The 13,261-nt window shown below is 33.5% G+C and carries 11 protein-coding genes; 2 read left to right on the forward strand and 9 right to left on the reverse strand.

Features of this window, described 5'->3' with window-relative positions; all coding sequences use genetic code 11:
* Nucleotides 1–43 precede the first annotated feature (43 nt).
* From GJJ64_RS13480 to ettA, 3 genes are all read right to left on the reverse strand, one after another.
* Nucleotides 44–517, reverse strand: a complete 474-nt coding sequence (locus tag GJJ64_RS13480) for a ribonuclease H-like YkuK family protein (protein WP_154288292.1) — start codon at nucleotides 515–517, stop codon at nucleotides 44–46.
* Nucleotides 518–720: 203 nt separating this feature from the next.
* Nucleotides 721–1,584: a cupin-like domain-containing protein gene (locus GJJ64_RS13485; RefSeq protein WP_154288293.1), complete on the reverse strand. Its 864-nt coding sequence runs from the start codon at nucleotides 1,582–1,584 to the stop codon at nucleotides 721–723.
* A 232-nt stretch (nucleotides 1,585–1,816) separates the two neighbouring features.
* Entirely contained in the window at nucleotides 1,817–3,496 is a 1,680-nt protein-coding gene (gene ettA, locus GJJ64_RS13490; RefSeq protein WP_154288294.1) for an energy-dependent translational throttle protein EttA, read from the reverse strand.
* Between the two features lie 192 nt (nucleotides 3,497–3,688).
* Between ettA and GJJ64_RS13495 the strand changes: the two genes are divergently transcribed.
* Nucleotides 3,689–6,235 (forward strand): ATP-dependent Clp protease ATP-binding subunit, encoded by a 2,547-nt coding sequence (locus GJJ64_RS13495; RefSeq protein WP_154288295.1) that lies wholly within the window; start codon nucleotides 3,689–3,691, stop codon nucleotides 6,233–6,235.
* 120 nt (nucleotides 6,236–6,355) lie between these two features.
* Nucleotides 6,356–6,748, forward strand: a complete 393-nt coding sequence (locus GJJ64_RS13500; RefSeq protein ID WP_154288296.1) for a hypothetical protein — start codon at nucleotides 6,356–6,358, stop codon at nucleotides 6,746–6,748.
* 52 nt (nucleotides 6,749–6,800) lie between these two features.
* Here GJJ64_RS13500 and GJJ64_RS13505 read toward each other — a convergent pair whose 3' ends face one another.
* The 6 genes from GJJ64_RS13505 to GJJ64_RS13530 form a co-directional block, all read right to left on the reverse strand.
* Nucleotides 6,801–7,625, reverse strand: coding sequence for an enoyl-ACP reductase FabI (locus tag GJJ64_RS13505; RefSeq protein WP_026904363.1), 825 nt, complete (start codon nucleotides 7,623–7,625; stop codon nucleotides 6,801–6,803).
* An 81-nt stretch (nucleotides 7,626–7,706) separates the two neighbouring features.
* Entirely contained in the window at nucleotides 7,707–9,368 is a 1,662-nt protein-coding gene (gene recN, locus GJJ64_RS13510) for a DNA repair protein RecN (RefSeq protein WP_154288297.1), read from the reverse strand.
* A gap of 13 nt (nucleotides 9,369–9,381) precedes the next feature.
* Entirely contained in the window at nucleotides 9,382–10,281 is a 900-nt protein-coding gene (porD, locus tag GJJ64_RS13515; protein WP_154288298.1) for a type IX secretion system protein PorD, read from the reverse strand.
* Nucleotides 10,278–11,471, reverse strand: a complete 1,194-nt coding sequence (gene coaBC, locus GJJ64_RS13520) for a bifunctional phosphopantothenoylcysteine decarboxylase/phosphopantothenate--cysteine ligase CoaBC (protein ID WP_154288299.1) — start codon at nucleotides 11,469–11,471, stop codon at nucleotides 10,278–10,280. Before coaBC ends, porD begins: the two co-directional genes overlap by 4 nt.
* A 96-nt stretch (nucleotides 11,472–11,567) precedes the next feature.
* Nucleotides 11,568–11,903, reverse strand: a complete 336-nt coding sequence (locus tag GJJ64_RS13525; RefSeq protein WP_154288300.1) for a DNA-directed RNA polymerase subunit omega — start codon at nucleotides 11,901–11,903, stop codon at nucleotides 11,568–11,570.
* Nucleotides 11,887–12,762, reverse strand: a complete 876-nt coding sequence (locus tag GJJ64_RS13530) for an outer membrane protein assembly factor BamD (RefSeq protein WP_154288301.1) — start codon at nucleotides 12,760–12,762, stop codon at nucleotides 11,887–11,889. The genes GJJ64_RS13525 and GJJ64_RS13530 overlap by 17 nt, the downstream gene beginning before the upstream one ends.
* Nucleotides 12,763–13,261: the final 499 nt, after the last annotated feature.

The raw sequence follows: 13,261 nt of genomic DNA on the forward strand, positions 1-13,261 counted from the left end.
TTAAACAAACATCTATGATTAAAGTTTTAAGCTAGTTTTGAAATTACTGTACCATTTTATTAGCACAAGCAGAGCTTGCAAACGCTTCTGGTTTAGCCTTAAAAACAAAGCCCATACTTAAGATGTAGCCCATTGCCTCGTGTAGTGCTGCATTAGATTTAAACTGTGGGTTGGTATTAATATCAGCATGTACCTCCAAATCTACATCGTACAAATCAAGTAAATCACACAGGGTGTAGGCTGTTTCAATAGATTTCTGTACCTCAGTAAGCATTCTCTCTTTGATACTCATCTTTTGAGTGCTTCTTTCCTGATGGATAAACATGAAACCGCCTTTTTGTTCTCTTAAAAATACAATAACGGTAGCAAAGTCTGCGGTATTACCTTTAACCTGAGAGTCTGTACCAATACAAACTTTAAGTTTGTTTCCTGCCTCGTACTCTCTTTCAATGGCTTTTTCTACTTCTTCAAGGATAGACGAATTGATGACTTCGCCGCTAAATTTTTTCCAGGTCATAATAATGCTTTTAAAGTTTATTTGACCATCAATTTTTATGGTCTATAAAATTAAGTAATTGATTTTCATAATTTTATAAAATTACTATTATTTAATTGTTAACATAAACTGGTTTATCAACACTTTTTTAAATGCGTTTATTTTGTTTTAAACCTAGGCTTTAAAACAAAATAAGCTGCTTTTTTTAGGCAGCTTATTTTTAATTAAGCAATTTTTTCTGCTCGTTTAATAGCAAGTCTCTCTTTCCAATCCATATATTTTTTGCTGAAAGTCTTTTTCATCACATCATCAAACTTACGTTGTATAGTAAGGTTGTATAAACTTTTTGCTTTTATAGCCCAAGATTTATCCCAAGCTCTTAAGGAGATAGAGAAAGAACCATCTAAATATTTCATCCAATGCCACATCCCGGTAGGCATAAATAAAGTTTCGCCATGTTCTAAAATGGTTTCATAACCTTCTAGACCTTTTAAGCCAGGAAACTTATCAAAATCTGGATTTGAAATGTCATAATCTTCTAAGGCATAAGTAGCAAAAGGAATTTTATAGAGTTTTCTACTCCATTTATTATCGAACAAGATAATATGTTTGCGACCATGAAAATGGGTGTGGAAAATATGCGCTAAGTCTATATCATAATGCATAAAAGTTACAGAGCCAGCACCACCAAAAAACATGTTCGGATAAGCGTCTAAGAAACCGCCCATTAAATCTTTAGGCGAGCGATAATCATCCAGTAGCTTAGGAGCAAATTTAATAGGGTCAAATAAGAAAATTCTTAAATCTGTGGGTTGTTTACATATTAAGTCAATATAATCGCCAAATTTCATTTCAGCACTAGCTGCATTTATAGGTTTAGATGGATCTGCTTTAGCACTATCATAAAGCGGTACAATTTTGTCACCAACTACTTCCTTTAAATATTCAAAAGTCCATTTTTCTAAAGCAGGCCAGGTAGAAGTCATGTTTTTAACTACTAAAGGCTTGCGAGGGATGAGATAATTTTTCAGGAAGTCTTCTTTTGTAATGAAATCAATTCTGTCTATAGGATTTAATCTTATACTCATCTTAATAGAATTTAAATGTTTAAAATAGAATTTTTATATATGCTTATTAGACGAAATTGTTCTTGAATATGTTACTTTACTTTATTAAAAAGTGCTTTTAAGTTTATTTAATCATTAAATTATATATGTCATTACAGGCTAGAATAAGAAGTTAATAGCGTCAGAACTATAGAAATATAAAAATAAAAAGCCCGCTTCTTAAGAAGCGGGCTTTAAAAATTGTAAAAAAAGCTTAAGCTAATTTTCTGTATTTAATCCTTTTAGGAGTAACATCACCCAATCTCTTTTTACGATTTTCTTCATATTCTGAGTAATTACCTTCAAAGAAATACACTTGCGAATCGCCTTCAAAGGCTAAAATATGAGTACAAATTCTATCTAAAAACCATCTATCGTGAGAAATCACTACCGCACAACCTCCAAAATTCTCTAAAGCTTCTTCTAAAGCTCTTAAAGTATTTACATCTATATCGTTGGTAGGCTCATCTAGTAATAAAACGTTAGAACCTTCTTTTAAGGTAATAGCTAAATGTACTCTATTACGTTCCCCGCCAGATAAAACCCCAACTTTTTTCTGTTGGTCTGCTCCGTTAAAATTAAATTTAGATACATAGGCTCTAGAATTTGTAGATTTATTACCAAGCATCATGGTCTCATGTCCGCCCGTAATATTTTCCCATACAGATTTTTCTGAGTCTAAGTCATGATGCATCTGATCTACATAACCTAATTTTACGGTCTCTCCAACTCTAAAAGTACCAGCATCTGGTGTTTCTTGTCCGGTAATTAACCTGAATAAAGTAGTTTTACCAGCACCATTTGGCCCTATAATACCCACAATACCAGCCGGCGGAAGAGAAAATGTTAAATTTTCAAATAGTACACGATCTCCATAAGCTTTGGTTACACCGTTAGCCTCAATAACAACATTACCTAATCTTGGTCCAGGTGGGATAAATAGCTCTAGTTTATCTTCTCTTTCTTTAGTTTCTTCTGATGCTAGTTTCTCGTAGTTGCCTAATCTAGCTTTGGATTTTGCATGTCTGGCCTTTGGTGCCATCCTTACCCATTCTAACTCTCTTTCTAATGTTTTTTGGCGTTTGCTTTCAGTTTTTTCTTCTTGAGCTAAGCGTTTAGCCTTTTGGTCTAACCAAGATGAGTAATTGCCTTTCCAAGGAATGCCCTCTCCGCGGTCTAATTCTAAAATCCAACCGGCAACATTATCTAAGAAATACCTATCGTGGGTAACCGCTATGACAGTTCCTTCGTAGTTTTGTAAATGTTGTTCTAACCAATCAACAGATTCTGCATCTAGGTGGTTGGTAGGCTCATCTAACAATAAAACAGCAGGTTCTTGTATTAATAATCGGCATAAAGCTACACGTCTTTTTTCTCCTCCTGACAATGTGGCAATCTTTGCGTCAGGTTCTGGGCAACGTAAAGCATCCATAGCCCGTTCTAATTTCGCATCTAGCTCCCAACCGTTAACAGCATCGATTTGGTCTTGTAAAACACCTTGTCTTGCAAGAAGTTTGTCCATCGCATCAGCGTCTTCATAAACCTCGGGTAAACCAAATTTTTCGTTTATTTCTTCATATTCTTTAAGGATGTCTGTAATCTCTTTTGCACCCTCTTCAACCACCTCTTTAACGGTTTTTTCTGGGTCTAACTCTGGTTCTTGTGCTAGGTATCCGACCGAAAACCCCGGCGATAATACTACTTCTCCTTGGTAAGATTTATCTAAGCCAGCAATAATTTTTAATAGGGAGGATTTACCCGAGCCATTTAACCCAATAACGCCAATTTTAGCACCGTAAAAGAAAGAAAGGTAAATATTTTTTAGTACCTGTTTCTGTGGCGGATAAATCTTATTTACCCCTGCCATTGAAAAGATTATTTTTTCGTCTGCCATTATTTCATCAATTGAAAGGCAAATATCGTTTTTTTGGTCAGAAACAGGTAAAAATTCTTAACTTCACTATCGTTAAACGGTTTTCCACTATATTGGTTAAATTGTTGATAAAAACTACCAAACGTTACTCTTGCATTTCTAAAACTATTTGATACATTAGAACGTTTCTACACTTATAGAGAAAGGTATTATATGGAAGCTAAATTTTCGCCCCGAGTTAAAGACGTAATTTCTTACAGCCGTGAAGAGGCTTTAAGATTAGGTCATGATTATATTGGCACAGAACATTTGCTATTGGGTTTGATTAGAGAAGGAGATGGAGTAGCAATAAAGATTTTAAAATCTTTGGGTGTTGATACAGCAAAGCTTCGCAGAGCTATTGAAGATGCCGTACGTGGTACTTCTGCTATTACCGCTAACTTAGGGAATATTCCCCTAACCAAGCAAGCAGAAAAGGTATTGAAAATTACCTACTTAGAAGCTAAAATTTTTAAAAGCGATATTATAGGTACAGAGCATCTTTTATTATCCATTTTAAGAGAAGAAGACAATATAGCTTCTCAAATATTGGCGCAGTTCAATTTAAATTATGAAATATTTAAATCTGAAGTAGAAAATAATAAAGGTGGTTTTAGAGATGATCCTACAAACTCTGCAACTAGTGGTGGTGATGATGACTTTAAAGAAGAAGAGTCTTTTTCTACACCTAAAAAGGTTTCAGATATCAAATCTAAAACACCAGTACTAGATAATTTCGGAAGAGACTTAACAAAAATGGCCGAAGACGGAAAATTAGATCCTATCGTTGGTCGTGAGAAAGAAATTGAACGTGTTTCTCAAATTTTATCTCGTCGTAAGAAAAACAACCCTATTTTAATAGGAGAGCCTGGTGTTGGTAAATCTGCTATTGCAGAAGGTTTGGCTTTAAGAATCGTACAACGTAAAGTTTCAAGGGTATTATTTAACAAAAGAGTTGTTACACTAGATTTAGCTTCTTTAGTGGCCGGTACTAAATACCGTGGCCAATTCGAAGAGCGTATGAAAGCTGTAATGAACGAGTTAGAGAAATCTCCTGATGTTATTTTGTTTATTGATGAGATTCATACCATTGTTGGCGCAGGTGGGGCTTCTGGCTCTTTAGATGCTTCTAACATGTTTAAACCTGCATTGGCTCGTGGAGAAATCCAATGCATTGGTGCTACAACTTTAGATGAATATCGTCAGTATATCGAGAAAGATGGCGCTTTAGACCGTCGTTTCCAAAAGGTGATGATAGAACCTGCTACGCCTACAGAAACTATCGAGATTTTAAACAGAATCAAAGAAAAGTATGAAGAACACCACGGTGTTACCTATACTGATGAAGCTATTGAAGCCTGCGTAAGCCTAACTTCAAGATACATCACTGATAGATTTTTACCAGACAAAGCTATCGATGCTTTAGATGAGGCCGGCTCTAGAGTTCACTTAACCAATATTCATGTTCCGCAAAATATCATAGATATTGAGCAAAAAATTGAACAAATTAAGGTTGAGAAAAATAAAGTAGTTCGTAGCCAGAAATACGAAGAAGCTGCAAAACTTCGCGATACTGAGAAGAATCTGCTAGAAGAATTAGATAAAGCTAAGGCAGAATGGGAAGCAGAAACTAAAACTAAGAGATATATCGTCTCTGAAGACAATGTTGCTGAAGTAGTTTCTATGATGACTGGTATTCCGTTACAACGCGTAGGACAAACCGATAGCCAAAAACTATTAGGTATGTTCGAGAAAATTAACGAGAAAATTATTGGTCAGGATGATGCTATCAAGAAATTAACAAAAGCTATACAACGTACCAGAGCCGGATTAAAAGATCCTAAAAAACCAATTGGTTCTTTCATTTTCTTAGGTCCTACAGGTGTTGGTAAAACAGAATTGGCTAAAGAACTTGCTCGTTTTATGTTTGATACTGATGATGCCTTGATTCAAATAGACATGAGCGAGTACATGGAGAAATTTGCTGTTTCCAGATTGGTAGGAGCGCCTCCGGGTTATGTTGGTTATGAAGAAGGTGGGCAGTTAACAGAAAAAGTTCGTAGAAAACCTTACGCTGTTGTATTGTTAGATGAGATTGAAAAAGCGCATCCAGATGTATTTAATATCTTATTACAAGTTTTAGATGAAGGACAGTTAACAGATTCTTTAGGTCGTAAAGTCGATTTTAGAAATACCATCATCATCATGACTTCTAATATTGGTGCTCGTCAGTTAAAAGATTTTGGCCAAGGTGTTGGTTTTGCAACTTCTGCTAAATTATCACAAACAGAAAGTCATAATAAAACTGTAATTGAAAGTGCTTTAAAAAGAGCATTCGCTCCTGAGTTTTTAAATCGTGTTGATGATGTAATTGTATTTAACTCTCTTGAAAAAGAAGAAATATTCCAAATCATTGATATAGAATTAAAAGCTTTATTTGGTCGAGTTCAAACTCTGGGTTATGATATCAAATTAACTGAAGCAGCCAAAGATTACATAGCTGAAAAAGGCTTTGATTCTAATTTTGGTGCTCGTCCATTGAAGAGAGCCATCCAAAAATTCTTAGAAGATCCAATTGCAGAGGAAATTCTTAAAGGAGAGCTTACAGAAGGTGATACCATGGAAGTAGATTATGATAAAGAAAAAGATCAAATCCATATCATAGGTAAAGCCACTAAAAAGAAAAAGAAGAAGGAAGAAGAGAAAGAAGGCGGAGAGTAGTTAGAACTTCTTCTATATAAAAAAGCATCACAATAATTGTGGTGCTTTTTTTGTTAGCATGCAACCATATTCAAATAGCAATCGTCTAATTAATAATTATTCACCTCAAACATAATACACATGAAGAAGCTGGCCATTATTTTATTAGGTATACTGGTGTTAGGAACATCAGCTTGCCAAAAAGTAACAGAAGAATATTATACCGTTCCAAATAAAACCATATTTGCGAAAATTAATAGTTGGACAACCAATGACGGTGGTAGAACTTATACTGCAACCGTTAATATGCCAGAAATTAATGAAACAGCATATGATTTAGATGGGATTCTAGTGTACGGAACTTTTGAGGATGGTGAAGATGAACCTATCCCACAAGTTTACAACGGCTTTGCATACAATTTTGCAGTAGGTGTTGGTTATATTGTAATTAAAGTACAAAGTGTAGATTTAACTCCTTTTCCACCGCCACCTGCATTACCCATTAAAATGGTTTTACTCCCTTCAGAGGAATAAAAAAAGCCTGATAGCAATATGCTATCAGGCTTTTTTATGACTAAATGAAATTTTATCCTTCCTCACCAGCTCCAATAGCAGTCATTACTTCCATACTTACACCAGTTGATGAGTAACCACCGTCATGGAATAAATTCTGCATGGTAACCATTCTGGTTAAATCAGAGAACAAGGTAATACAATAATCTGCACAAGATTCTGCATCAGCATTGCCTAGAGGAGCAATTTTATCAGCAAAATCATAGAAATCGCCAAAACCTTTAATTCCTGTTCCTGCAGTTGTTTTTGTTGGTGATTGAGAAACCGTATTGATACGTACTTTTTTCTCTAATCCGTAATGGTAACCAAAACTTCTGGCTATAGATTCTAACATAGCTTTAATATCAGCCATATCGGTATAGAAAGGATAAGTACGTTGTGCAGCCATATAAGTTAAGGCAACCACACTTCCACCTTCGTTTATTGCATCTAATTTTTTTGCAACCGCAAGCATTTTATGTAAAGACATAGCAGATACATCAATGCCTTTTGCAAAATACTCGTAGTTAGACTCTGTATAAGGAATTTTTTTACGGATATTCACACTCATACCTATAGAGTGTAAAACGAAATCTATTTTACCACCTAAAACTTCTTGAGCCTGAGTATAAAGGTTCGTTAAATCATCTATGCTAGTTGCATCAGCCGGGATAATTTGCGAGTTAGTTTTCTCAGCAAGTTTATTTATTTCTCCCATACGCATTGCTATAGGAGCGTTGGTCAATACAAAAGTAGCGCCTTCTTCATGAGCTTTCTCAGCAACTTTCCATGCAATAGAGTTTTCGTCTAAAGCACCTGTGATGATACCACGTTTCCCTTTTAATAAATTATAAGCCATATTTTAATTCTTTTTTTAAGCTATTAAGCTTCATTGTAATTTGAATGTGTAAAGATTATAAAATTTTGTGGATGATAAAATTTATCCAAATAATAATTCTTTAGCATTTTGTATTGCTGATTCTTTCGGATGCTCTCCGCTCAACATTTTTGCTATCTCTAAAATGCGTTCTTCGTTATTAAGTTTCTTTATTTGCGAGTAGGTAAAGTTGTCTTTTATTTCTTTATAAACATAATAATGCGATTTTCCTTTGCTAGCCATCTGCGGTAAATGTGTAATGGTTATCACCTGCATATCTTCTGCTAGTTTTTCCATAATATTTCCAACTTTATGGGCTACCTCTCCAGAAACTCCGGTATCAATTTCATCAAAAATAATAGTTGGTAAAGCAGTTTTCTTAGCAATCAAAGATTTAATACTCAACATTAACCTTGATAGCTCTCCTCCAGAAGCAACCTTACTTAATTCTTGTAACTGATGGCCTTTATTTGCACTAAATAAAAATTTAATCTGGTCTAAACCATCTTGGTCAAAGTAGTTTTCTTCTTTAACCAATTGCTCAAGCTTAATATCGGCATTAGCCATACCAATTTCTGTCAAGATTTTAATGATATATTCCTCTATTGCAGGAATTGCATTTTTTCTATTTAAGGTGATAGTTTTCGCTTGTTCTATAAGTAAAAGCTTTTCTTCTTGTATTTCTTTTTGCAAGCGTTCTATGTCTTCATCAGCAAAAAGAATCTTATTAAGTTTTAATGATAACTCTTCCTGATAATTTAAAAGCTCCAGATTACTGTTAACACGATGTTTTTTTTGCAGACTATAAATTAAATCTAGTCTTTCATTCACTAGAGTAGCTTTGTTTTCATCAAAAGATATGGTTTGTTCTATATCTTCTATTTCGCTAGCTATATCTTTAAGTTCTATCAAACAACTTTTTAATCTGTCACCTAAAGTATTTATATCTTGTTGATACCTTTCTGCCTGTTGTAATTGGTTTGATGCTTCTTTTATTAAGTTTAAAGCATTAATTTCTTGATTTTGTAATAGGGTAGAAGCGTTTAGAAGATTAGATTTTATCTCTTCCGCATGATTTAATCTTTGCAACTCTTGCTCCAGGTTCTCTTGCTCATCTGCACTAAGTTTTGCTTGCTCAAGCTCATCAAATTGAAATTGCAAATAATCAAGCTCTGCTTTTTCTTTTTCACTTTGCTCAATTAAGGTATCAAGTTGTTTAACTTTCTTTTTATAGGTTTTATATGATGATTTATAGTTTTCAAGTAATTCTTGATGATTTGCCATTAAGTCTACCACCAGTAATTGAAATTGCTGATTACTGATTTCTAAAGTAGCATGTTGCGAGTGGATATCTATCAGTTGTTCACCAACTTGTTTCAGTATAGTTAAATTAACCGGAGTATCATTAATAAAAGCTCTTGATTTTCCATCTAAAGAAATCTCTCTTCTTAAAACGGTCTCTTCTTCATAGTCTAAGTCATTTTCATCAAAAAATGTATCCAATTGATAGTTTTTCACTTTGAAAAAACCTTCAATAATACACTTCTTTTGTTGATTGAAGAAGTATTTACCTTCTGCTCTCTGCCCCAAAATAAGTCCTAAAGCACCTAATATAATAGATTTTCCTGCTCCAGTTTCTCCGGTAAGAATATTTAAATGTTCATCAAAAGAAATATCTAATGAATCTATAAGCGCATAATTCTTAATATGTAATCTGCTCAGCATAACTACTATTTAATTATTTATTGTTTTTTAAAGCTTCGTACGTACTGGTATTAGCAGGGTCTGCAACAACTAAAATGTTATATATTTTTAATTTTTCAGATGGGTCTGATTTTGAGAATATATTAGTGATTTCGTCAGCTTTAGCAGTAAAGAATGCCTGATTAAACATTGCGCCTTGTCTTTGTTTATCTATTTCAGCTATTTTGGGTAGGGTAGATAAGATATTCTTTTTTGCTTTAGTGGCATTTTCAGACATAATATCTAATCCCTCTCTATGATAATCATATATAATTTCTCTTAAAGGCAAGAAATTCTTACTAGTGATATTTTCAATTAGCCAATATCTGTTTCTCAATCCTTCAAACGCTTTCCATCCAGAAAACGGTGCATTTTGCGCATTATTTAAAACATCTTGTGCTTTATTAAAGTAATTAGTACCGCCTAGCTTATTAAAGCTATCATAATCAAGACCTACAATAACATAAGCATAAAATGCTAACATTGAACTTAAGTTGTTAATGAAATTTTGATCAGAAAAATCTAAAGGCTGACCCTCTGAGTATGAAAAGTCAAAATTTTTATCATTTATACTGAGCAGTGTTGTGTTGTAAGAGCTATTAAAAACTGGTCTGCTACTAATAATCTGTGCTTCTGCCTTAAAGTTGCTAGAACCATCCCATTCCTTAAGATTAATAACAAAATTACAGTCTATTTTTTCTACAGGTAAAAGTTCATCATTAGACCACTTTCTATTATTTAAGAAATCAGACATGGCAGTTTCTAATACTTCTAACGGTCTTTTATTCGTATTTTGAATTTGAGGAGATAATATTTGCACCCTAGCATTTAAATCCTGAGCATAAGATATATAAGACGTAATGCAAAGTATCAAGCTAAAAAGATAATGCTTCATAAATATTTTATTAATGTATTGATGATGTCTTGAGCAACTTCAGATTTCGATTTTAAATCATAATAAGTGGTTGCCCCATCGGTCTGAATAATGGTTACTTTATTTAAATCACCTTTAAATCCTGCTCCTTCATCATTTAAGGAGTTTAAAACGATGAAGTCTAAATTCTTCTTTTGTAATTTAAGTTTAGCATGCTCTTCTTCTTTTTCAGTCTCTAAAGCAAAGCCAACCAAGATTTGATTTTTTTTGATAGAGCCTAAATATTGAAGAATATCAGTTGTTTTTTTTAGAGTGATATTAAATTCACCATCACTTTTTTTAATTTTTTGTGCAGCTTTTTCAAGTGGAGTGTAATCTGCAACAGCGGCACTCATGATACAGGCATCGCAATCAGTAAAAGCATAATCTACAGCACTAAGCATTTCTTCTGCCGTAGTTACATTAATCCTTTTAACATTTGGATGATGAACTTCCAAAGCTACAGGTCCACTTATTAAGTTTACGCTTGCACCAAGTTTTGCACAAAGCTCAGCAATAGCAAATCCCATTTTACCAGATGAATAGTTACCAATAAATCTAACTGGGTCTATCGGTTCAAAGGTTGGTCCAGCGGTTACTAAAATACGTTTACCTTTAAGTAGTTGTTCATACTCAAAATGATGAATGACTTGTTGATATATAGCTTCCGGTTCTTCCATTCTTCCTTCCCCACTAAGTCCGCTAGCTAGCTCTCCTTTGCCTGGCTTAATCAAGATATTGCCGTAATCTAATAAGGTTTGAATGTTTTTTTTGGTCGATGGATGTTTCCACATATCTAAATCCATCGCTGGAGCAAACATAATTGGGCACTTTGCCGATAGATAGCAAGCACTTAATAAATTGTCGCATCCTCCATTAGCAAACTTAGCCAATGTATTAGCGGTAACAGGAGCAATTAATATTAAATCAGCCCATAAAGCAAGCTCTACATGGTTATTCCATTCACCTGTATCAGAATTATAATATTCAGAAAAAATCGGATTTTTTGAAAGGGTAGATAGTGTTAAAGGAGTTATAAAGGCTTTGGCTCCCGTAGTCATAACAATTTTGACGTTTGCGCCAGCTTTAACAAGTAATCTTGTCAATTCTGCAGATTTGTAACTCGCTATACTGCCACAAACGCCAAGTAATATATTTTTTCCTTCAAGCATCTTCAAAAAGTCTTAAATTCTCTCAAACAATTTGAGAGTTAATTATTTAGGCTTTTTGCTAAAACGCTCAGCCCCTAAAGCCAAATATAAAACAAATTATTTTTGTTCTTTAGAAGGATTTCTGTGGTAAACTTTACCATGAATAAATTCGTCAATAGCAATTAAAGAAGCCTTAGGCATTCTTTCGTAATGCTTAGAAATTTCAATTTGCTCTCTGTTTTCAAATACTTCTTCCAAATTATCATTAGAACTAGCAAATTCAGCTAATTTACTATGAAGTTCTTCTTTTAAGTTTGCTCCAATTTGGTTAGCTCTTTTGCTAATCACCACTAAAGACTCATAAATATTGTCAGTTTCAATATCTAATTGTCTCAAATCTCTTGTTACAGTTGTACTAGAAACTGTAGGCTTATTATTATTGTTGTTGTTCATCTTCTTTTTCTACTTTTTTATTCTCTGAATATGTAGCTAATATTTCTTTTGTTAATGCTATTCCTTTTAGTATGTCTTCCTTAAGCTTTTTTGCCTTATCAGCGTATTCACTCTTAGGATATTTCTCAATAAATCTTTCGTATTCAACTAAAGCTTCATTGTATCGATCTTCTTGTTTAATTTCTCTACTATTCTTAGCGTAAAGATATTGAGCCTCAATTATAAGATATTCCATCTCTTCCGCAAACTTAGTATCTGGAAAATCTTTCATAGAATTTCTAAAAGCAATAACTGCAGCTTGATAATCTCCAATATCTAGAAAAAGTTTTGCATTAGCATAAGATTTACGTTCTAGTTTATCTCGTAAGTCTAATATCAATTTACTAGCCTCCGCTACTCTTTCACTTCTTGGATATATATTAATAAATAATTGTAAAGACTCTATAGCTTTATAAGTATTATCCTGGTCTAATGAAAAATTAGGAGAATCTATATAATAGCAATAAGCAGTCATAAATCTACACTCTTCAGCTTTTGGGCTACTAGGGTATGTGTCTGCAAAAGTTTTAAAGTGATATCTTGCAGATAAGTAATCCTTTAATTGATAATTAGTGTAAGCGTAATAGTAGTATAAGTCTTCAGCTTCCGATCTTCCCCTATATCTTTGAACCAAATCATCAAACAAAGTCAAAGCCTTTGTATAGTCCTTTTTATTGTAAAGTTTTATAGCTTCTTGATATTTTTTAGCAACATCATTGCTTGTTCTAAGCTTCTCAAATTTGCTTTTACAACTATTGAGGCTTAATCCCACAAATAATAATATTAATCCCAATAATGTTAAGCCTTTATTTTTTAACATGCTGCAAAGATAGTTTAATAAATAATACAAGTCAATTTTTTAATACCTACTAATATATGCTTATAAAATCTCTCTATTTAGGCCTTTAACACAATTTAACACTATTATGCCTTCTTATTTAAAGAAACTATTCTGGCTTTATATTCTTGATGAGCCTCTCTTGAATAAACATATTTAAATAAAATTCAACATTTTTCGATAAGATATTCAATGAGTTAGGGGTTTAAAGGATAGAAAGGTGTTAAAAATATTTGTGAGTAAAAAAAAAGATGTGCACCTTTGCAGCCCGCAAGGGGGAAAGAAGTTGAAATATTAAGGGTAAATGAGGGGTTTAGGAGTTTGAGAGAATATAGAGAGTGGATAGTGAGGGTGAAAAAAATATTTTCAAAAACATTTGGAGGAGAGTGTTAGAGTTATTACCTTTGCAGCCCCGAAAGGGGGAAAGAGTTACAGCGATTGTGACTTATAAATGAGATAGAAAGCTAGACGGATATTAATT

This window comes from Pedobacter puniceum, from assembly GCF_009674685.1.
GTDB lineage: Bacteria > Bacteroidota > Bacteroidia > Sphingobacteriales > Sphingobacteriaceae > Pseudopedobacter > Pseudopedobacter puniceum.